Origin of the sequence: Mesorhizobium sp. AD1-1, assembly GCF_020164655.1 — a bacterium.
Lineage (GTDB): Bacteria > Pseudomonadota > Alphaproteobacteria > Rhizobiales > Rhizobiaceae > Mesorhizobium > Mesorhizobium ciceri.
Genome location: NZ_JAIUGP010000003.1, coordinates 225,627 through 245,291, shown reverse-complemented (window position 1 = coordinate 245,291; position 19,665 = coordinate 225,627). Strand labels below are relative to the sequence as shown.

At 62.4% G+C, this 19,665-nt stretch carries 17 protein-coding genes; 9 read left to right on the top strand and 8 right to left on the bottom strand.

Annotated elements, in window-relative coordinates; translation table 11 throughout:
- Positions 1-119: 119 nt before the first annotated feature.
- The 6 genes from LB519_RS07820 (at position 120) to LB519_RS07795 (ending at position 6,403) form a co-directional block, all read left to right on the top strand.
- Positions 120-854, top strand: coding sequence for a FadR/GntR family transcriptional regulator (locus LB519_RS07820; protein ID WP_013531928.1), 735 nt, complete (start codon positions 120-122; stop codon positions 852-854).
- Positions 851-2,038, top strand: a complete 1,188-nt coding sequence (locus LB519_RS07815) for a PLP-dependent transferase (RefSeq protein WP_224619355.1) — start codon at positions 851-853, stop codon at positions 2,036-2,038. The genes LB519_RS07820 and LB519_RS07815 overlap by 4 nt, the downstream gene beginning before the upstream one ends.
- Before the next feature lie 29 nt (positions 2,039-2,067).
- Complete coding sequence (locus LB519_RS07810) at positions 2,068-3,345, top strand: ABC transporter substrate-binding protein (protein WP_224619354.1); 1,278 nt, start codon at positions 2,068-2,070, stop codon at positions 3,343-3,345.
- Positions 3,346-3,559: 214 nt separating this feature from the next.
- Complete coding sequence (locus tag LB519_RS07805; protein WP_013531925.1) at positions 3,560-4,483, top strand: carbohydrate ABC transporter permease; 924 nt, start codon at positions 3,560-3,562, stop codon at positions 4,481-4,483.
- On the top strand, positions 4,483-5,331 hold the full coding sequence (locus LB519_RS07800) for a carbohydrate ABC transporter permease (RefSeq protein ID WP_013531924.1): 849 nt from the start codon (positions 4,483-4,485) through the stop codon (positions 5,329-5,331). Before LB519_RS07805 ends, LB519_RS07800 begins: the two co-directional genes overlap by 1 nt.
- 4 nt (positions 5,332-5,335) lie before the next feature.
- Positions 5,336-6,403: an ABC transporter ATP-binding protein gene (locus LB519_RS07795; protein WP_013531923.1), complete on the top strand. Its 1,068-nt coding sequence runs from the start codon at positions 5,336-5,338 to the stop codon at positions 6,401-6,403.
- A gap of 1,109 nt (positions 6,404-7,512) precedes the next feature.
- Here LB519_RS07795 and rpmG read toward each other — a convergent pair.
- From rpmG to LB519_RS07755, 8 genes are all read right to left on the bottom strand, one after another.
- Positions 7,513-7,680, bottom strand: a complete 168-nt coding sequence (gene rpmG, locus LB519_RS07790) for a 50S ribosomal protein L33 (protein ID WP_006201775.1) — start codon at positions 7,678-7,680, stop codon at positions 7,513-7,515.
- Positions 7,681-7,833: 153 nt separating this feature from the next.
- Positions 7,834-8,292 (bottom strand): hypothetical protein, encoded by a 459-nt coding sequence (locus LB519_RS07785; RefSeq protein WP_024503577.1) that lies wholly within the window; start codon positions 8,290-8,292, stop codon positions 7,834-7,836.
- A 111-nt stretch (positions 8,293-8,403) separates the two neighbouring features.
- Entirely contained in the window at positions 8,404-9,582 is a 1,179-nt protein-coding gene (locus LB519_RS07780) for an MFS transporter (RefSeq protein ID WP_024503576.1), read from the bottom strand.
- Positions 9,583-9,658: 76 nt separating this feature from the next.
- The gene (locus LB519_RS07775) at positions 9,659-10,399 is read right to left on the bottom strand and encodes an NUDIX hydrolase (RefSeq protein ID WP_027161472.1); all 741 of its coding nucleotides are present in this window, start codon (positions 10,397-10,399) and stop codon (positions 9,659-9,661) included.
- 86 nt (positions 10,400-10,485) lie between these two features.
- On the bottom strand, positions 10,486-10,920 hold the full coding sequence (locus LB519_RS07770; protein ID WP_024503574.1) for a DUF983 domain-containing protein: 435 nt from the start codon (positions 10,918-10,920) through the stop codon (positions 10,486-10,488).
- An 11-nt stretch (positions 10,921-10,931) separates the two neighbouring features.
- Entirely contained in the window at positions 10,932-13,250 is a 2,319-nt protein-coding gene (rnr, locus tag LB519_RS07765) for a ribonuclease R (protein ID WP_224619352.1), read from the bottom strand.
- A gap of 6 nt (positions 13,251-13,256) precedes the next feature.
- Complete coding sequence (gene topA, locus LB519_RS07760; protein ID WP_013531916.1) at positions 13,257-15,893, bottom strand: type I DNA topoisomerase; 2,637 nt, start codon at positions 15,891-15,893, stop codon at positions 13,257-13,259.
- Positions 15,894-16,252: 359 nt separating this feature from the next.
- Positions 16,253-16,630 (bottom strand): hypothetical protein, encoded by a 378-nt coding sequence (locus LB519_RS07755; RefSeq protein WP_024503571.1) that lies wholly within the window; start codon positions 16,628-16,630, stop codon positions 16,253-16,255.
- Between the two features lie 185 nt (positions 16,631-16,815).
- Here LB519_RS07755 and LB519_RS07750 point away from each other — a divergent pair, with 185 nt between their 5' ends.
- The 3 genes from LB519_RS07750 (at position 16,816) to glmU (ending at position 19,588) form a co-directional block, all read left to right on the top strand.
- Positions 16,816-17,562, top strand: coding sequence for a cytochrome c biogenesis CcdA family protein (locus LB519_RS07750; protein ID WP_063173667.1), 747 nt, complete (start codon positions 16,816-16,818; stop codon positions 17,560-17,562).
- 82 nt (positions 17,563-17,644) lie between these two features.
- Positions 17,645-18,082, top strand: coding sequence for a hypothetical protein (locus LB519_RS07745; protein ID WP_013531913.1), 438 nt, complete (start codon positions 17,645-17,647; stop codon positions 18,080-18,082).
- Positions 18,083-18,229: 147 nt separating this feature from the next.
- On the top strand, positions 18,230-19,588 hold the full coding sequence (gene glmU, locus LB519_RS07740; RefSeq protein ID WP_224619350.1) for a bifunctional UDP-N-acetylglucosamine diphosphorylase/glucosamine-1-phosphate N-acetyltransferase GlmU: 1,359 nt from the start codon (positions 18,230-18,232) through the stop codon (positions 19,586-19,588).
- The last annotated feature ends 77 nt before the right edge of the window (positions 19,589-19,665 follow it).

Genomic DNA, 19,665 nt, shown 5'->3' with positions numbered 1-19,665 from the left:
ATCGCGCGACCGCCTTGAGAATATTGCGTCGCTTCCTCCGACAGTGCTCCTGACAGTTGGTTGACAGGAGTTTTCAACTGTGCAGAATTGGTTGGACCATTGGACCACTCGGAGGAAATGTGGACCAGAACAGCCTGCCACCCATTCAAATCACGGCGCGCGACGACGCCGTGTTGAAGGCGTTGGTGGGATTTGTTCGCGCCGAAGCCCTGCAGCTGGGCGACAGACTCCCAACCGAACGCATTCTCGCCGAGCGGCTGAAGGTCAGCCGCAACACCGTGCGCGAGGCTCTGACACGCTGGGAAGGGCTCGGCCTCGTCGAACGCCGGCAAGGCAGCGGCACCTATCTCAAGGCGGCTGTTTCGCCTGATATGCTGCACATGCCGCTGACACTGGCCGGCGGCAATGATTTCACCAGCCTGATGCAGACGCTGGAGATCCGCCGCGCGCTGGAGGCGGAGGCAGCAGCCCTTTGCGCCGAACGCGCCAGCCAAGCCGATATTGCCGAGATCGCACGCAAGCTCGACATCATGGAACAGGCGTTCCGCACGCGCGAGGGCATGTCGTCGGAAGAGGATTGGGAGTTCCACCAGGCGATCTACCGGGTCTCGGGCAATCCGCTGTTCGAGCAGATCATCGCCGCCATGCATGAGCTGTTTCACCGCTTCTGGGAGCATCCGCTCGGCGTGCGTGACTTCGGCCACGCCAGCTTTCCCTATCACCGGACCATCTACGAACGCATTGCTGCCCGCGATCCGCAGGGCGCTCGCGCCGAGGCGCTCAAGCTGATCGCCACCGTCGAGGACGACCTCAAGCGCGGCGCGGCCAAACTCAAACTCTCGAGCCAGACATGAACGAGCATCCATCAGGTTTCGATTACGACTATCTCGCCGAAGCGGCGACGCTTTTGGCGCATGACGAACCGTTCCCCGGCGGTGCGGTGGTGCCGCCGATCTACCAGACCTCGCTGTTCACCTTCGCCAACTATGCCGAGATGGCCGATACCTTTGCCGGCAAACGAAGGCAGCCGATCTACTCGCGCGGCGACAATCCCACGGTGATGGAGTTCGAGGCGCGCGTGGCAGCGCTCGAGGGCGCAGAAGCCGCGCGCGGCTTTTCCAGTGGCATGGCGGCGATCAGCGCCACGGTGCTTGCGTTCGTCGGTGCGGGCGAGCGCATCGTGGCGGTGCGCAATTGCTATGGCGATGCCTACCGTTTGTTCGAGCGGCTGTTGCCGCGCCTCAACATCAAGGTCGACTATGTCGACGGCTCCGACCCGGATGCGGTCGCGGCGGCACTTCCCGGCGCCAAGCTGCTTTATCTGGAAAGCCCGACCTCGATGATGTTCGAGCTGCAGGACATCGCGCATCTGACACGGTTGGCCAAGGAACAGGGCATCGTCACCACGATCGACAATTCCTGGGCGACGCCGGTGTTCCAGAAGCCGATCACGCATGGCGTCGACCTGGTGCTGCATTCGGCCTCGAAATACCTTGGCGGCCACAGCGATACGGTCGCGGGCGTCGTGGCGGGTTCGGCTGCCCACATCAAGCACATCAACGAGCAGACCTATTCCTATCTCGGCGGCAAGCTGTCACCGTTCGAGGCGTGGCTTTTGCTGCGCGGCCTGCGCACGCTGCCGCTGCGCCTGCCGCACCACATGAAGAGCGGCCTGACCATCGCCGAACGGCTGAAGGCGCATGCCGCTGTCGAGCGGGTCAACCATCCCGTCTATTCGAACCACCCGGGCAAGGCGACGCTGGCCGGCTATGCCGGGCTGTTCTCCTTCGAGGTTACGGACGAGATCGACATCCCCGTCTTCGTCGACGCGCTGAAATATTTCCGCATCGGCGTCAGTTGGGGCGGGCATGAAAGCCTGGTCGTGCCGGCCAAGGCGTCGCTGGAGCAGACGCCGGGCCTGAATTCGATGGCGCGCTTCGGCGTCAGCCCCCGAACCATCCGCTTCAATGTCGGATTGGAGAGTGTCGAAGACCTGTGGGCGGATGTCGCCCAAGCCTTCGAAAAAGCCAGAAAATAACAAGCGGGTTCAAAATGGGAGTCTTGAACATGAAAAAAATGACCGTCATGCTTGCCACCGTTGCGGGACTGGCGATTTCCGCCGGAAATGCTGTGGCCGATTCGACCCTGAAAATGGTCGAAGTCATCACCAGCCCGCCACGCACCGAATTCCTGAAGAAGCAGATCGCCGAGTTCGAAACGGCCAATCCAGGCATCAAGGTCGAGCTGATCTCGCTGCCCTGGGGGCAGGCGTTCGAGAAATTCCTGACCATGGTGCAGGCCGGCGATACGCCCGACGTGGTCGAGATGCCGGAGCGCTGGATGGGCCTCTATGCCAACAATGCCCAGCTCGAGGATCTCGGCCCGTATATGGCCAAATGGGATGACGCCAAGACGCTTGGCGACCGCGCCAAACAGTTCGGCTCGACCGTCAACAACACCCAGTTCATGATCCCCTACGGCTACTATGTGAACGCGCTGTTCTGGAACAAGAAACTGTTCAAGGAGGCCGGCCTCGATGGCCCGCCGGCGACGCTTGAAGATTTCGTCGCCGATTCCAAGAAGATTTCCGCGCTCCCGGGCAAGTACGGCTACTGCCTGCGCGGCGGGCCGGGCGCCTTCAATGGCATGCACATGTTCATGAACATCGCCGCCGGCAAGGGCGGTTACTTCAACGAGGACGGCACTTCGACGATCAACGAGGAGGGCTCGGTCAAGGGCCTGCAGATGCTGGCCGACATGTACAAGGACGGACTGGCGCCGAAGGATGCGGTGAGCTGGGGTTTCAACGAAACGGTCACCGGCTTCTATTCCGGCACCTGCGCCATGCTCAACCAGGATCCGGACGCGCTGCTCGGCATCGCCGACAAGATGAGCGCCGACGATTTCGCGGTAGCGCCATTGCCGGTCGGGCCGAGCGGCAAATCCTATCCGACACTCGGCTATGCCGGTTGGGCCATGTTCGCCAATTCCCAGCACAAGGACGACGCCTGGAAGCTGATGGCGACCCTTTTGTCGCCGAAGGACAATCTGGAATGGGCCAAGGAAGTCGGCGTCGTCCCGATCCACAACGGTGCCGACCAGGATCCCCATTTCAAGACCGAGCAGTTCAAGGGCTGGTTCACGGAGCTCAGCGACAGCTCCAAATATGAAATGGTCACCCCGCCGACGCATCTGGAGAACCTCGGCAATTTCGTCGACCAGGTGGCGATCAAGAATTTTCAGGAAGTGCTGCTTGGCCAGAAGACCGCCAAGGACGTCGCCGACCAGTGGGCTGCCTTCCTGACCAAGGAACAGCAGGACTGGCTGGCGAAGAACAAGAAGTAGTTTTTCTTCCCTTCTCCCCGTTTGCGGGGAGAAGGTGTCACGAAGTGACGGATAAGGGGCGGCGCTATGCCTCGATAGGTTCGCGCTGCCCCTCATCTGCCTGCCCGTCTTCCGCAGCAGCTGCGGAGGGTGGACCGGCATCTTCTCCGCGTGAAACGGGGAGAAGGACGCTTGTCATCAGCCCCGACGCCGTTCCAGGAGCGCCCCCGAGCCAATGACCTACGCCGTGTCCGAAATACGATCCGTCGGCAAGCCGCGTCGCAAGCGGCTATCCCATGCCGCTATCGAGCCATGGCTCTATCTCAGCCCGGCGATCATCCTGCTGGTCGTGGTGCTTCTGGTGCCGCTGGTCATCGGCATCAGCTACTCCTTCCGCAAGTTCTCGGCGTTCAAGTCCGAATATGTCGGACTCGGCCAGTATCAGGCGATGCTGTCGGATCAGGTGCTGGGCCAGGCGCTGGTCAACACGTTGTGGTGGACGGTCGCCAGCCTTTTCTTCCAGTTCTTCCTCGGCCTTGGCCTGGCGCTTCTGCTCGACAAGCCGTTTCGCGGCCGCAAGGCTGTACAAGCCCTGGTGTTCCTGCCTTGGGCGGTGCCGTCCTTCCTGTCGGGCCTGACTTGGGCGTGGCTGTTCAATCCGATCATCGGCCCGCTGCCGCACTGGCTGTTTGCATTGGGGCTGAAGGCCGAGCCGACCAATGTGCTGTCCGATCCGTCAACCGCCATGTGGGGGCCGATCGTCGCCAATATCTGGTTCGGCATTCCTTTCTTTGCCATCACGCTCTTGGCGGCGCTGAAGTCGATCCCGTCGGAACTGCATGAGGCGGCGGCGATCGACGGCGCTTCGCCCTGGCAGCGCTTCACCAAGGTGACGCTGCCGTTTCTGGCGCCGACCATCGCCATCACCGTGATGTTGCGCACCATCTGGATCGCCACCTTCGCCGACCTGATCTTCGTCATGACCGAAGGCGGACCGGCCGGCTCGACCAACACTGTGCCGGTCTACATCTATGTCAGCGCCTTCAAATCGCTGGACAAGGGCTATGCCTCGGCGGTGGCCGTGCTGCTATTGGTCCTGCTCATTGCCTATGCGATTGCGCTGATCGGTATCCGCCGCACCCTGGTGAGGCACGTCTGATGATCGCAGGACGCACAGCCTCGCAGCGCTTCTTCGGCGGCATCGGCCTCTACGCGGCAATCGCGGCTTACGTGCTCTTTGCCTTGTTCCCGATCTACTGGACGCTGAAGATCTCGGTCACGCCGGAGCGGCTGCTTTATTCCGAAGGCATCACCTTCTGGCCGTCGCACATGACGCTGCAGAACTTCGTCACCGTGCTCGAGGCCACCGATTTCCCCCGCTATTTCCTCAACAGCGTCATCGTCTCGGTATCGACGGCGGCACTGGTGACAATCATCGCCACGCTTGCCGGTTATGCCATGTCGCGCTTCACCTTTCGCGGCAAGGCAGCACTGGCGCTGATGTTGCTTTTGACCCAGACCTTTCCGCTGGTGATGGTCATTCCGCCGATCTACCGCGTGATGGGTCAGATCGGACTGATCAACAGCCTGACCGGGCTGATCATCATCTACACCGCCTTCAACACGGCTTTTGCCACCTTCCTCATGCAGTCCTTTTTCGACGGCATCCCCAAGGATCTGGAGGAAGCGGCGATGATCGACGGCTGCACGCGTGCGCAGGCGATGCGCAAGGTGATTGTACCGCTGACGCTGCCGGGCATGGGCGCCACGCTCGGCTTCGTCTTCACCGCCGCCTGGAGCGAGCTTCTGTTCGCGCTGATGCTGATTTCCAGCGACGACCAGAAGACCTTCGCCGTCGGCTTGCTCACCTTCATCGGCAAGTTCGCCGTCGACTGGGGACAAATGATGGCGGCATCGATCCTGGCGCTGATCCCGGTCTGCATCTTCTTCGCCTTCCTGCAACGCTATCTCGTCACCGGCCTGACCGCCGGCGCCGTCAAAGGATAGATCGATGGCCTCTGTTACGCTCGAGAAGGTCCGCAAGGACTATGGCGCCGTCCGCGTCCTGCACGCGGTCGACCTTGAAATCGCCGATGGCGAGTTCGTCGTCTTGGTCGGCCCGTCAGGCTGCGGCAAGTCCACGCTTTTGCGCATGATCGCCGGGCTGGAGGAGGCTTCCGGCGGCGAGATCCGCATTGGCGAGCGGCTGGTCAATGACGTAGCACCCAAGGACCGCGACATCGCCATGGTGTTCCAGTCCTACGCGCTTTATCCGCATATGGACGTGTCGAAGAACATGGGCTTCAGCCTGCTCCTGAAGAAGGCGGAGAAGGCGACGATCGACTCCAGGGTGGACGGCGCCGCCAAGCGGCTCGGGCTCGACACCTTCCTGCAGCGCCTGCCGCGGCAATTGTCCGGCGGCCAGCGCCAGCGCGTCGCCATGGGCCGGGCGATCGTACGCGACCCCAAGGTCTTCCTGTTCGACGAGCCGCTGTCGAACCTCGACGCCAAGCTGCGCGTCCATATGCGCGCCGAGATCAAGGCGCTGCACCAGCAACTGAAGACGACATCGGTCTATGTCACGCACGACCAGATCGAGGCGATGACCATGGCCGACCGGATCGTCGTCATGCATGACGGGCTGATCCAGCAGGTCGGCGCGCCGCTCGATCTCTACGACCGGCCGGCCAACATGTTCGTTGCGGGTTTCATCGGTTCGCCCGGCATGAATTTTCTGCCGGCGACGGTTCGCAAGGGCGCTACGTTGGAGGCCGTACTGGCCGACGGCCAGGCGCTGCGGCTGCCGGAAGGCTTGCCACTGACCCACGGTGACGCCATCACCGTCGGTTTGCGGCCCGAGCATATCAAGCTGGCGGACGAGGGGGCGTTGAAGGGCGAGGTGGGTGTGGTCGAGCCGCTCGGCCTTTCGACGCAGTTCTACGTCAAGCTAGCCAGCCAGCAGCTGTGCGTCTTTGCCATGGGCCGTGCCGGCGTCAAGTCCGGCGACGTGGTGCGGTTGGCGGCCGAACCGGACCAGCTGCATCTGTTCGATGCGAAAAGCGGCGAGCGCATCGGCTGAGGGGACGCAGCCGGGTCGGATGCGGGCAGCCGGATCAGGCGCCGCTATCGGGCGGGACATACACGGTAACGCTACATTTCAATTGGATAAAATAGCGGAACGTCCAAGAGACATTTCCGGAACCTAACAGGATCGCTCGGACCTTTGCGTCTAGGGCGCAAGACCTTAGTCCCGCCGTCTTCTCAAAAGAACGGAGGTCATTTTGCCGCGAACTAGGCCACCGTCGGAGTTAGTCAACACCGACGGTGGCCCTGCAATATGGGCGAGTGGGTTGTGTGCGGATATGGTGTGATCGCGGAAGGCGATTGTAGACCGCTAACCGCGAGGGCTTCTTTTGGACAGCGGCGAGCTGTCCAACGGGTTTTCAGCCGATTTGGCCGATCGCCGCTCCTTCAGCCACAGGGACTTCTTTCTCCTTGCCAGGTTCTCGTCTCGAACGCTGTCTTCGGCGGTCACTCCGCCATGCATCGCGGCAATCACGTAGTCGGCTCTGTTGGTTCGAAAGTCGCCTTTTTGTACGGACATCGTTTTCTCCCAGTGCGAGGCATTTCCCCCCCTTTTTGCCTGACGCTGAAACTAACTACCTATCCGTGGTGCAAGTCTACCAATTGGCGATTGTATTAAAACGATACACTCAGATGGCGCGATCGCACGAGAGGAGCCCATCCTGGCAAGGCTTCTTCATTGACCCTGTTGTGATCCTTGCGGGGGTGCCGCGGCGGGAGGTGTCGGAGCCTGCGGTGCGGGTTCCGTGGAAGGCGTGGCGGGGCTGTCAGGCTGAGGTGCAGGCGGTGCGGCCTCTTCCTCAGTCAGAACCTGGTCAGTCCTGGCCTTGATCTCATCGGCCGTCTGCTGGCTTATCAGCCCGTTGCTGACGGCGAAGCCAGCAGCCAGAGCGACAAGGGCTGCAATGATTGCAGCTTTCAACTTCTTCGACATCCATAGGCGCCTTATTCGTGACACCCAACCCACGGCCAAGGGTGCCGCAACCATGGCTAAGGGTCAATCCTTTGGCTGGAGTCTCTGCTCGGATGCAACGAAATCAACTGTTACAAACGAAAAACGCCGCCCATTGGGCGGCGTTTCGGCATTGCGGCGGGAAACCCGGATTACTTGATCTTGGTTTCCTTGAACTCGACGTGCTTCTTGGCGACCGGGTCGTACTTGCGGAACGACAGCTTGTCGGTCTTGGTGCGGCTGTTCTTGCTGGTCACGTAGAAGAAACCGGTGTCGGCGGTCGACAGAAGCTTGATCTTGATGTTTGCGGCTTTGGCCATGATATCAGTCCGTTTGTTCGTGGGGTTTTGGCCGCTGGAGCACGGGGAAACACCCGGACGCGGGAAACTTGGCGCGACACATAAAGAACGCGCCCGGAAAGTCAAGCCCGGTAGGTGTTGTGCGACCCACCAGAGCCGGCTCGGGAGCGGAAATCATGCGGTTTCCGTCGCCGATGCCGCAACCTTCTTCCAGTCTCCGGTCGTGTTCCACCAGCGATTCGGATTGGCGCGGTCGTCCAGCCCCTTGGAACGGCTGGCGAGAATCGGCTGAATGCGGATCACCGGTTCCTGGTAGGAGTGCGCCTGGAAAATCGCCTCGACGACGCGGGCGGCCAGCGCCTGGTCGTCCGGCAGTTCGAAGGAAACCTCGACCGTGCCGGGGCGCCGCCGCAATTCGGTTTCGGCGCCGGCGGCCGCACCGTCAAGCGGCCTGTAGCGTTCGATGCCGTGCGCCGACTGATAGGCGTTGCGGTCATATTTGCCCATGGCCAGCGGCGCGATCGCCACCACGGCATCCATGATGCGGTCGACGTCGGCGGCCGGAGCCTGGAAGGTCACGAGCAGAAGCAGTGTCATTCGTAGCGATGTGGTTTCAAAGCCGCTGTCGATCATGAAAGTGTCCTCAAGTGTTTTGGGACACCTTTTTAGCCCTGTGCTCCTGACACGGTTCTGTCAGCAGCCTGTCACCGTGCCGTGCCAAATGCATGGCTGGCCGCAGTCGCGCTACAGCAGGATCTTGCGAACCAACCTGACGGCGACCAAAGCGATATAGGCGGCGAAGAACAGGCCGAGCGACCAGCCGAAGCCGGACGGGCCGAACGCATCCATGCCGATGCCGATCGCCTGCGGCCCGAGCACCATGCCGACGCCGTAGCACAGCACGAAGGCGGCATTGGCCGACGCCAGTTCATGGCCGGAAAGCTGCGAGCCGAGATGGGCAAGGCCGATCGTGTACATGGCAGCGACGACGCCGCCCCAGACGAACAGAAGCGCGGCCATCAAATGCCAATTCTGGGCGAAGAAGGGCATGAACACGGTGCCGATAAGACCGACCGTCGCGCAGGCAATCAGCAGGTAGCGGCGATCGCTGACGCGGTCGCTGATCATGCCGATCGGGATCTGCAACAACACATTGCCGAGGCCGATCATGGTCAGCAGAAGGGCCGCATCGGCCTCGGAATAGCCGATTCGGCTGCCGTAGATCGGGAACAGCGCAAAGCCGCCGGTTTCCACCGCGCCGAACACCAGCACGGCAGCGGTCGCCGACGGCACCAGCCAGATGTAGCGCAGGAAATTGCTGGTTTCGCCATCCGAGGCGATCGACGGGCTCTCGTTGCGTGCTGCCAGCACGGGTATGGCCGCCAGCGTCACCAACGCGATGATGACGCCGAACGGCCTGAAGCCGGAACTGCCGAGATGAGCGAACAGCCACGGTCCGGCGGCAAAGCCGAGCGACAGGACAGTGGCGTAGATGCCAAGGACAAGGCCGCGCCGGTGCGGCGGCGCCGAGGTGCTGATCCAGAATTCAGACAGGATGAACAGCACCGTCAGCGCAATGTGCAGCACGATGCGCAGTGGAAACCACATCCAGAAATCGGGTGCGAAATGGAAGCCGACAAAGGCCAGCGCGCCGGCGGCGATCATGGCGATCATGGTCCAGGCAACGCCGAAGCGCATGGCGAGCGGGGTCGCCAGCGGCGCACCGGCGATCGAGGCGAGGCCGGCGACGGCGGTGTTGAGGCCGATCATCGAAGCCGAGTGGCCGCGTGTTTCGAGGATGACGCTGAGCAGCGGCATGCCGAGGCCGATGGCGATGCCGACGACGCTGATCGACGAGATCGCCGCCACCATCGGCAGCCAGTGTACGCGCTCGTCGCCCTTTGGTTGGGTATCGACCGTCATGGATGCTGAATACTCTGTCTGTTTGATCTTACGCAATTCGGACGGAAAACCGCGTCACACTTTTCTTGGAATTGCTCTAGAGAAGTTCGCGGATGAAGCGGCTGCGGACCAGCCGGTAGAAGGGCACGGGACCGCCTGGACGCAACAGCGGATCATGGGCGAGGCGCTTTTCCAACTCGTCCAGGATCATTCGGGTGATGTCGGGTATGTCGGCTTCCCTGGCCTTGGCAAGCGGCAGCCAGACCAGCTCTTCCAGTTCGTTGGTCGGACCGCCACCGGGCAGCTCGACCGCGACGTCGTCACGCCACGCGCTGAAGAAACGGGTGTCGAAGCGGCGCACCCGGTTGGGCGGCGTGATGGCGCGCGCGACAAAGCGCAGCATGTCGAGAGAGGGTTGCACGCCGTGTTCGGCAAAGCCTTGCCAGTCGGATCTGGGGGTTGCGAAAGCACCCTTGCGGCCGATCAGCAGCCCGGCTTCCTCATAGGTCTCTCGGATGGCCGACAGGGCGATGGCGCGGGCTCGTGCGGCGCTTGTGCGCCCCGGCCCGGCGATCAGCTTGGCTTCCTGCTCCGGGTGCAGGGCGGCGACGACCGGTATGCGGCTATCGGCCGGATCGGTGCGGCCGCCGGGAAAGACGAACTTGCCCGGCATGAAGGCGTGGCCGGCATGGCGGCGACCCATCAGAACCAGTACGTCGTCGTCCTTGCGGTCGAGCAGGATGAGGGTTGCCGCGTCGCGCGGGCGAATTGGCCGGTCGCTATGAGCGATCATGCTCCGCTCGATCCTGTCGACTTCCGCCTTGGTCATACCGTCCATGCGCAGGACCTAGCGGAAACTTCTGGCAAGCGAAAGTGGCCTTTCACGGTCGGTATGTTGCGCCAGGCAGCATTCTTGGCTGCGGCCTAGGCTCCGGGATGCGGCTCGATCACGTCGTGCTCGCCGCCGAAGCCGTGCATATAGAAGGCCCATTGCAGTCCGATGACGGCACCCTTGACCGGCTGCAGCAGCGCAACCGACAAAAGGATGGTCAGCGGCACCCAGATGGCGATGTGCTGCCATATGGACAAAGTCGACGTCGCCTCCACGCCCATGAAAGCGCCGAGCACGATGTGGCCGACGATGACAATGACGAGATAGGCGGGCAGGTCGTCGGCCCGGTGGTGATGCAATTCCTCGCCGCAGACGCCGCATGTGTCGACGGTCTTGGTAAAAGCGCGAAACAGCTTGCCTTCGCCGCAATGCGGGCAGCGGCCGAGCAGGCCGCGCTTCATCGCCGTCCACAGCGGGCGTGCGGCCCGGCCCGAGTGATGTTCTCCGCCGAAAACCTGTTCTTCCATGGCTGTTGTCATCATCGTCTCCTGCCGCGCGAACCCGGTCGCGATTGCGACGCGCGGGCGCGGCCCTTGGCCTTGTGAAACGACCGCTTGGAGCCCGGCAGAGGCTTTGGGTCGGTCAACATCTCAAAGCGCATCGCGCCGGCCATCGGCGCCACCTCGATAAGCCGGACCTCGACGCGGTCCGCGAGTTGGTAGCCTTTGCCAGAGCGTTCTCCGAACAGGGAGCGAGCCGTTTCATCGTATATATAGTAATCGCCGCCCAGAGTTGACACCGGGATGAAACCATCCGCGCCGTACTGCGGCAATTGGACAAATAGTCCTGATTTGGTGACGCCGGAGATGCGGGCATCGAACCGGTCATCGACGCGTTCGGCGAGATAGGCGGCGATCAGACGGTCGACCGTGTCCCGCTCGGCCGCCATTGCGCGGCGTTCCGTGCCGGAGATCTGCACCGCGACATCTTCGAGCCGTGCCGCTTCGTCCTGCGTCAGCCCGCCCGGACCCAGTCCGAGTGCGGCAATAAGTCCGCGATGCACGATCAAATCGGCATAGCGGCGGATCGGCGAGGTGAAATGGGCGTAGCGGCGGAGGTTGAGACCGAAATGGCCGATGTTCTTTGGCGAGTATTCGGCCTGGCTCTGCGAGCGCAGCACCACTTCGTTGACAAGGCCTTCATTGTCGGCGCCGCGCACGCGCTCCAAAATGCCGTTGAACTGGCTTGGCTGCATCTGCGCGCCGCGCGCCAGTGACAGGCCCAATGTCTGCAGGAACTCGCGCAGCGATTCCTGCTTGGCGAGCGACGGCGCGTCGTGGACGCGATAGACCAGCTCCTGCTTCTTCGCCTCCAGCGTCTCGGCCGCGGCGACATTGGCCTGGATCATGAATTCTTCGATGAGCTTGTGGGCATCGAGCCGCTCCGGCACGATGACGCGGTCGACGGTGCCGTCCGGCTTGAGTACGATCTTGCGCTCCGGCAGATCGAGTTCGAGCGGCTGGCGGCCATCGCGGCCGCGCTTCAGGATCGCATAGGCGTCCCACAGTGGCTTCAGCACGGTTTCGAGGATCGGGCCTGTCTTGTCGTCCGGCGCGCCGTCGATCGCCGCCTGAGCCTGTTGGTAGGCGAGCTTTGCCGCCGACTTCATCATGACGCGATGGAAGGTGTGCCTGAGCTTGCGGCCCTCGGCCGAAAAGATCATGCGCACTGCCAATGCCGGCCGGTCCTGGCCCTCGCGCAGCGAGCAGAGATCGTTGGAGATGCGCTCGGGCAGCATCGGCACGACACGATCCGGGAAATAGACCGAGTTGCCGCGCTTCAGCGCTTCGCGGTCGAGTGCAGTGCCATAGCGCACATAGGCGGCGACGTCGGCGATCGCCACGGTGGCAACCACGCCGCCGGGGTTCTTCTCGTCGAGATCCGGCGTGGCGAAGACGGCGTCGTCATGGTCCTTGGCGTCGGCCGGATCGATGGTGATCAGCGGCAGGTCGCGCCAATCCTCGCGGTGATCCAGCGTCGCCGGCTTGACCGCTTCGGATTCTGCGATGACGTCGGCCGGGAAAATATGCGGAATGTCGTGCGCATGGATGGCGATCATAGAGACCGCCTTTTCGCTGGTTAGAGAGCCCAGCACGTTGAGCACCTTGGCTCTCGGCAAGCCGAAACGGGAGGCTCGCGCCGGCTCGACCTCGACCAGGTCGCCATTCTTGGCGCCGTTCTGGAATTCCTTGTCGACGATCAGTTCGGGCTGGCGCCGTTCCACCGGTTCGATGCGGAAGGTGCCGTCCTGCAGGATGCGAAAGATACCGAGCACGGCATCGGTACGTTTTTCGAAAATCTTCACCACCCGCCCGGTGTAGGCGGGGCCGCCCAGGGCGACGTTCGTGTCGTCGGCCGGAAAGGTCTTGGCCAGCACGCGGTCGCCAATGCCGGGCGCCGGTCCACTGCCACTGCGCGACAGGCGGATGGAAACGATGGGCGGCGGCCCATTGGCTGTGTGTTCGGTTGGGCGCGCCAAAAGCACGCCATCGGCATCGCGGTCGAAAATATCGAGGACCGTGACATGGGGCAGGGCGCCGACGCGGGCCAGCCCCTTGCGCTCCTTGGTGAGGACGCCTTCGTCCTGCAGGTCGCGCAAAATGTCCTTCAGCCAGATGCGGTCATCGCCGCGCAGCGCGAACGCCTTGGCGATGTCGCGCTTGCCGGCGCGATCCGGATTTTCGGCAATGTAGCGCAGGATTTCGTCACGCGACGGCCGATAGTCGTCCTTGACCTTGGCCCTGGTGTCGGCGGTGCGCGGATCGCCGTGGGTTCTGCCGGTGATCTTGCGCGCCACGCTGTCCTACCCTTTTTTCTTCGCGGCCGGCTTCTTCGCAGCCGGCTTCTTGGCGGCAACTTTCTTGGTTGCCGGAGCTTTGGCCGCGGCCGCCTTGCGGAACGGCTTTTTGCCGCCGCCGCCCTTGGCTTCCTTCTCGGCAATCAGCGCCAGCGCATCCTCCATCGTCACCGACTGGGGATCCTTGCCCTTGGGCAGCGTAGCATTGACCTTGCCGAAATTCACGTAAGGCCCGTATTTGCCGTCGCGCACGACGATCTTGCCGCCGCCATCGGGGTGGTCGCCGAGCTCCTTGAGCGCAGCGGCCGTGCCGCCATTGCGGCCACCCTTGCCCTTCAGCTGCTTCTCGGCGATCACCGACACGGCGCGGTTGAGGCCGATCGAGAACACGTCCTCGATGCTTTCAAGATTGGCATAGGTGCCGTCATGCAGCACGAACGGGCCGTAACGGCCGAGCCCGGCCGAGATCATCTTGGCCGTTTCCGGATGCTGGCCGACATCGCGCGGCAATGACAGCAGCGCCAGCGCCTTTTCATGGTCGATCGACTCTGCCGTCCAGCCCTTGGGCAGGCTGGAGCGCTTGGCTTCCTTGCCGTCGCCGCGTTGCAGATAGGGGCCGAAGCGGCCGCTGCGCAGCGTGATTTCCTCTGACGTATAGGGGTCCTTGCCGATGACCTTGGTGCCGTCTTCGCCGCCGCCATTCTCGCCATTGGGGTTGGCGGCATCGCCGAGCTGGCGGGTGAAGGAGCATTCGGGATAGTTGGAGCAGCCGACAAAGGCGCCGAACTTGCCGAGCTTCAGCGACAGATTGCCGGTGCCGCATTTCGGGCAGATGCGTGGATTCGAACCGTCTTCGCGCGCGGGGAACACCAGCGGCGCCAGCTCTTCATTGAGCGCATCCAGCACGTCGGTGACGCGCAGTTCCTTGATGTCGGCGACGGCGCCGGAAAAATCCTTCCAGAAATCGCGCAGCACGTCCTTCCAGGCGAGCTTGCCGTCCGAAATCTCGTCGAGCTTTTCCTCGAGGGACGCGGTGAAGTCGTACTCGACATAGCGCTTGAAGAAGCTTTCGAGGAAAGCCGACAGCAGCCGGCCCTTGGCCTGCGGCACCAGCCGGCGCTTGTCGATGGTGACATAGTCGCGGTCCTCGAGCGTCTTCAGGATCGCCGTATAGGTAGAAGGCCGGCCGATGCCGAGCTCTTCCAGCTTCTTGATCAGCGACGCTTCGGAGTAACGCGGCGGCGGCTCGGTGGTGTGCTGGGTGGCGTTGATCGCCTGGCGGGCAAGCTGCTCGCCGGCACGGATCTCGGGCAGGCGACGATTTTCCTCGTCTTCCGCATCGTCGTCCTTCTGGTCGGTGTATGCGGCGATGAAACCGTCGAACCGAACGACCGAACCGATGGCACGCAGCTCCGCGGTGCGCGATCCATTGACCGCCTCGATCTCGGCGGTGGTGCGCTCGATTTCGGCCGGCTGCATCTGGCTGGCGATGGCGCGCTTCCAGATCAGCTCATAGAGCCGCATCTGGTCGGAATCGAGATATTGCCTGACCGATGCCGGGGTGCGCATGAAATCCGTCGGGCGGATCGCTTCGTGCGCTTCCTGGGCGTTCTTGGCTTTGGCCGTATATTGGCGCGGCTTTTCCGGCAGGTATTTTGGACCGAATTCCTTGGCAATGGCATCGCGTGCGGCGTCGATCGCCTCGGGTGCCATCTGCACGCCGTCGGTTCGCATATAGGTGATCAGACCGGTGGTCTCGCCGCCGATCTCCATGCCTTCATAGAGGCGTTGCGCCACCTGCATGGTGCGGCTGGCCGAGAAGCCGAGGCCCGACGAGGCGGCCTGCTGCAGCGTCGAGGTGGTGAAGGGCGGGCCGGGATTGCGCTTGGTCGGCTTGGCTTCCACCGACACCGCCTTGAAGGTCGCGCCTTCGAGCATCGACTTGATGTCGTCGGCCTGCGCCTTGTTGGAAATGTCGAGCTTTTGCAGCTTCTTGCGATCGAAGGCGGTCAGCCGCGCTTCGAAATTCTCGTTGCGCGGCGTGCCCAGCAGTGCAGCGATCTGCCAGTATTCCTCGCGGATGAAGCGCTCGATCTCGGATTCGCGGTCGCAGACGAGACGCAGCGCAACCGACTGGACGCGTCCGGCCGAACGGGCGCCCGGCAGCTTGCGCCACAGCACCGGCGACAGCGTGAAGCCGACGAGATAATCCAGCGCCCGGCGGGCGAGATAGGCATCGACCAGCGGCGCATCGATCTGGCGCGGATTGGCCATCGCTTCCAGCACCGACGATTTGGTGATGGCGTTGAAGACGACGCGGCTGACCGGCTTGTCCTTCAGCGCGCGCTTCTGCTTCAGAACTTCCAGCACATGCCAGGAAATCGCTTCGCCTTCGCGATCCGGATCGGTGGCGAGGATCAGGCCGTCGGCGTCCTTGACCGCCTTGGCGATGTCGGCGAGGCGCTTGCCGGAGGCGGTGTCGACCGCCCAGGACATGGCGAAATCCTCATCCGGACGCACCGAGCCATCCTTGGCCGGCAAGTCCCTGATATGGCCGAACGAGGCCAGAACCTTGTAGTTCTTGCCGAGGTATTTGTTGATTGTCTTCGCCTTGGCCGGCGATTCGACGACGACGACGTCCATGAGGTCTCATATCAGCTGTGGTGCGGCAGAAGAATTCCGCTGCGCGCGACGAAATCTCGTTCTATTTGTCGCTCACATGGCCGCGCTTTTGCATCCGGTCAAGGGGAAGCGCCCAAATTGCGGGCCGGTCCGCAGCAATACACTCTTAGAGTGTATGGAGAAAATCACAGAATTTGGGAAAGGCAGATGGTGGGTCTGAGTCAGCGGAAACGACCCGATTCATTTTTCCGCCGAGTCGTTGAAATGCTGCCCAAACCAGGACGGGCGACATTATAACGGGCTGTTCGATGCCGGCCGCCGGATGGCATGGAGATGCCCGGCGACCAGCCCTTGTCCCGCCAGCAGCGGGAATGGCGTGCTTAGTCGGCCTTGACGATATGCCAGACTTCGCCGACGCCGTCGCCGGTCACATCGCCGGGCTTCTTGTCCTTTATGAAGGTGTAGACCGGCTTGCCGTCATAGGCCCACATCTTGGTGCCGTCGGTGCGGTCGACGACGCTCCACTCGTCATCCGCCTTGGCGCCGGCTTCGGCTTTCAGCGGCGGCCAGTTGGTGGCGCATTTGTCGTAGCAGTTGCTCTTGCCCTTCTCGTCCTTGTCATAGGTGTAAAGCGTCATGCCGTTGGCGTCGGTGTAGATCTTGGCGCCATTGACCTCGGCTTCCTTCCACGCGTCGGCAGCGAAGGATGCGGCGGTGCTGAGCAGAAGCGCTGCCAGTCCTGCGGTTATGGTTTTCATGGAAATCTCCTGACTGATATCTGGAGACGCGCGGGAAATCGCGGCCTCACAGCGTCAACGCCTGAGGGCTGTCGTTTCTTCCTGGCAAGTGCGTCGGGCAATGGATGATCTTGCCAACACAATGGTGATTGGTGGACAAGGCTGCGCGTCGCTATATCGGCGTCACGACATTGGAGTTATTGGAAATGGCATTGGACATCGGCTATGTCAGCGCGGTCGGGGCTGGGGCGATTTCGTTCCTGTCGCCTTGCGTGCTGCCGCTGGTGCCGCCTTATCTCTGTTATATGGCCGGCGTCTCGGTCGACGATTTCCGTGGCAATGCGGGTGCGACAGCGCGTGAAGGCGCACGCGGCGCGCTGATCTATTCTTCGATCGCCTTCGTGCTCGGCTTCTCGACCGTCTTTGTCGCGCTCGGCGCCGGCGCCTCGACCATCGGCCGGCTGCTGCGCGTCTGGCAGGAGCCGCTGGCCATGGGCGCAGGCGTGCTGATCATCCTGATGGGCCTGAATTTCCTCGGCGTTCTGCGCATTCCGCTGCTGTCACGCGAGGCACGCTTCCAGTCGCAAGGGAAGCCGGCAAGTGCAATCGCGGCCTATGTCATGGGGCTGGCTTTCGCCTTCGGCTGGACGCCCTGCATCGGCCCGGTGCTGGGACCGATCCTGACGCTGGCCGGCGGCCGCGAGACGGTGGGCGAGGGCGCGCTGCTGCTCGCCGCCTATTCGCTCGGGCTGGGCATCCCGTTCCTGATCGCCGCGCTGTTTTCCGGCGCCTTCATGCGCTTCCTCGGCAAATTCCGCGTCCATCTCGGCCGCGTCGAAAAGGCCATCGGCGCGCTGCTGGTGATCGCCGGTGTGTTTTTTCTGACTGGTGGCGTGCAGACCGTGTCGTATTGGCTGCTGGAGAATTTTCCAGTGCTGGGGCGGCTGGGGTAGTCTCCCCCCGCACGGGAACGATGCACACCAGCTCGCATTTGCAGTGCCGTTGACCAACACTTTTTCGAGCCGGGAGGCGAGAATGGTAGCCAAGGCGGATGTGCGAAAATTCTTCAAGGCCTATGAGAAAATCTACAATGACGCGATCGCCGACACCGTCGATCTCAACGACGTCGCGGACATGTATTCGGCGGGTTTTGTCTCGGTGACGCCGGCGGCGGTCATGGTTGGCGAGAATGGCGAGCAGTTGAAGGCCATTATGACAAAGGGTTTTGAGGCCTATCGTGCCCTCGGCAGCAAGAGAATGACCTGCGTCGATGTCTCGGTGATGCCAATCGATCAGGACCATTGCGTGGCTGAGGTAAACTGGTCCGGTGACTATGAACGCAAGGATGGGAGTCTCGTGACCATCGACTTTGCGATCAACTATCTCGTCGAAAAGCGCGATGGCAAGCTGAAGGTGTTTGGCTGGATATCGGGTGACGAGCAGGCGGAATTCAGGAAACACGGCCTGTTGTAGGGGTGCTGACTGCCGAATTCTGTCCTAAGACCCGCTGATTAAGAGTCAGCTGCTCCGCCATCTCACCGGAATTTAACCGCATTGGTGAAGCATGGGCCCACTGCTATCCTGTCTTGATTCCCAACCCTTTCATATGGTTGTCCATCCATGAGCCAGAGATCCTGCCTGTCCGTCATCCTCGCCGCCGGCGAAGGCACGCGCATGAAGAGCGTGCTGCCGAAGGTGCTGCACCAGATTGCCGGGCTGCCGATGGTCGCCCATGTGGTGAAGGCAGCGGAAGAGGCGGGTGCCGGCAGCCAGGCGCTGGTGATCGGCCATGGCGCCGACGAGATGCGCAAGGCCGCGGCAAAGTTCGCGCCCAAGGCCGAGACTTTCGTGCAGGAAAAGCGCCTTGGCACCGCGCACGCCGTGCTTGCCGCGCGCGATGCAATATCAAAGGGTTATGACGATATCCTGGTCATGTTCGGGGACACGCCGCTGATCGACGCCGATGCGCTGACCGTGGCGCGGCTGAAACTGGCTGAAGGCGCTGCCGTCGTCGTGATCGGCTTCCGTCCGCCCAGTCCGACTGGTTATGGCCGGTTGATCGAAAAGGACGGCAAGCTGATTGCCATCCGCGAGGAGAAGGACTGCTCCGAGGAGGAGAGGAAAATAACCTTCTGCAATGCCGGCATGATGGCGGTGGCCGGCGCCCATGCGCTGGCGCTGCTCGATCAGGTCGGCAACAAGAATGCCAAGGGCGAGTATTATCTCACCGACATTGTCGAGATCGCCAGTGCGCGAGGCCTCGATGTCGTGGCCACCGAAGCCAGTTTCGAAAGCGCGCTCGGCATCAACAACCGCGCCGAACTGGCGCAAGCCGAAGCCATCTGGCAGGCGCGCCGGCGGCATGAGGCGATGCTGTCGGGCGTGACGCTGATCGCGCCGGAGACCGTGTATTTCTCGCATGACACCGAGATTGGCACTGATACCATCGTCGAGCCCAATGTCTGGTTCGGTCCGGGTGTGAAGATTGCCACGGGCGCCAAGATCCATGCGTTCAGCCATATCGAGGGCGCCACCATTGCGTCCAATTGCGATGTCGGGCCGTACGCGCGGCTGCGGCCGGGTGCCGATCTCAGGAACAAGGCCAAGGTCGGCAATTTCTGCGAGGTCAAGCAGGCGGTTATCGAAGAGGGCGCCAAGGTCAACCATTTGACCTATATCGGCGACGCCCGTGTTGGTGCTGGGGCCAATATCGGCGCCGGCACCATTACCTGCAATTATGACGGCTATTCGAAATTCTTCACCGACATCGGCGAGGGCGCTTTTGTCGGCTCCAATTCGTCGCTGGTGGCGCCTGTCACCATCGGCAAGGGCGGCTACATCGCCTCAGGCAGCGTGATCACCGAAAGCGTGCCCGACGACGCGCTGGCCTTCGGCCGCGCCCGCCAGAAGACCATTCCAGGCAAGGGCAAGGAGTTGCGCGAGCGCTTTGCTTCGGCGGCGGCGGCGAAGAAAAAGTAAGACCAGCCCGCAACCGAACGATTGCAGTAACCGGATTGCAAGAGCGGCCTGTCATGGTGCATCGACAGAATGAGCGT

Excerpts from the sequence above, each read along its gene's own strand:
- LB519_RS07815 (WP_224619355.1), top strand. The coding sequence starts at position 851 with ATGAACGAGCATCCATCAGGTTTCGATTACGACTATCTCGCCGAAGCG.
- LB519_RS07810 (WP_224619354.1), top strand. The coding sequence starts at position 2,068 with ATGAAAAAAATGACCGTCATGCTTGCCACCGTTGCGGGACTGGCGATT.
- LB519_RS07805 (WP_013531925.1), top strand. The coding sequence starts at position 3,560 with ATGACCTACGCCGTGTCCGAAATACGATCCGTCGGCAAGCCGCGTCGC.
- LB519_RS07800 (WP_013531924.1), top strand. The coding sequence starts at position 4,483 with ATGATCGCAGGACGCACAGCCTCGCAGCGCTTCTTCGGCGGCATCGGC.
- LB519_RS07795 (WP_013531923.1), top strand. The coding sequence starts at position 5,336 with ATGGCCTCTGTTACGCTCGAGAAGGTCCGCAAGGACTATGGCGCCGTC.
- rpmG (WP_006201775.1), bottom strand. The coding sequence starts at position 7,680 with ATGGCCAAAGCCGCAAACATCAAGATCAAGCTTCTGTCGACCGCCGAC.
- LB519_RS07785 (WP_024503577.1), bottom strand. The coding sequence starts at position 8,292 with ATGATCGACAGCGGCTTTGAAACCACATCGCTACGAATGACACTGCTT.
- LB519_RS07780 (WP_024503576.1), bottom strand. The coding sequence starts at position 9,582 with ATGACGGTCGATACCCAACCAAAGGGCGACGAGCGCGTACACTGGCTG.
- LB519_RS07775 (WP_027161472.1), bottom strand. The coding sequence starts at position 10,399 with ATGGACGGTATGACCAAGGCGGAAGTCGACAGGATCGAGCGGAGCATG.
- LB519_RS07770 (WP_024503574.1), bottom strand. The coding sequence starts at position 10,920 with ATGGAAGAACAGGTTTTCGGCGGAGAACATCACTCGGGCCGGGCCGCA.
- topA (WP_013531916.1), bottom strand. The coding sequence starts at position 15,893 with ATGGACGTCGTCGTCGTCGAATCGCCGGCCAAGGCGAAGACAATCAAC.
- LB519_RS07755 (WP_024503571.1), bottom strand. The coding sequence starts at position 16,630 with ATGAAAACCATAACCGCAGGACTGGCAGCGCTTCTGCTCAGCACCGCC.
- LB519_RS07750 (WP_063173667.1), top strand. The coding sequence starts at position 16,816 with ATGGCATTGGACATCGGCTATGTCAGCGCGGTCGGGGCTGGGGCGATT.
- LB519_RS07745 (WP_013531913.1), top strand. The coding sequence starts at position 17,645 with ATGGTAGCCAAGGCGGATGTGCGAAAATTCTTCAAGGCCTATGAGAAA.
- glmU (WP_224619350.1), top strand. The coding sequence starts at position 18,230 with ATGAGCCAGAGATCCTGCCTGTCCGTCATCCTCGCCGCCGGCGAAGGC.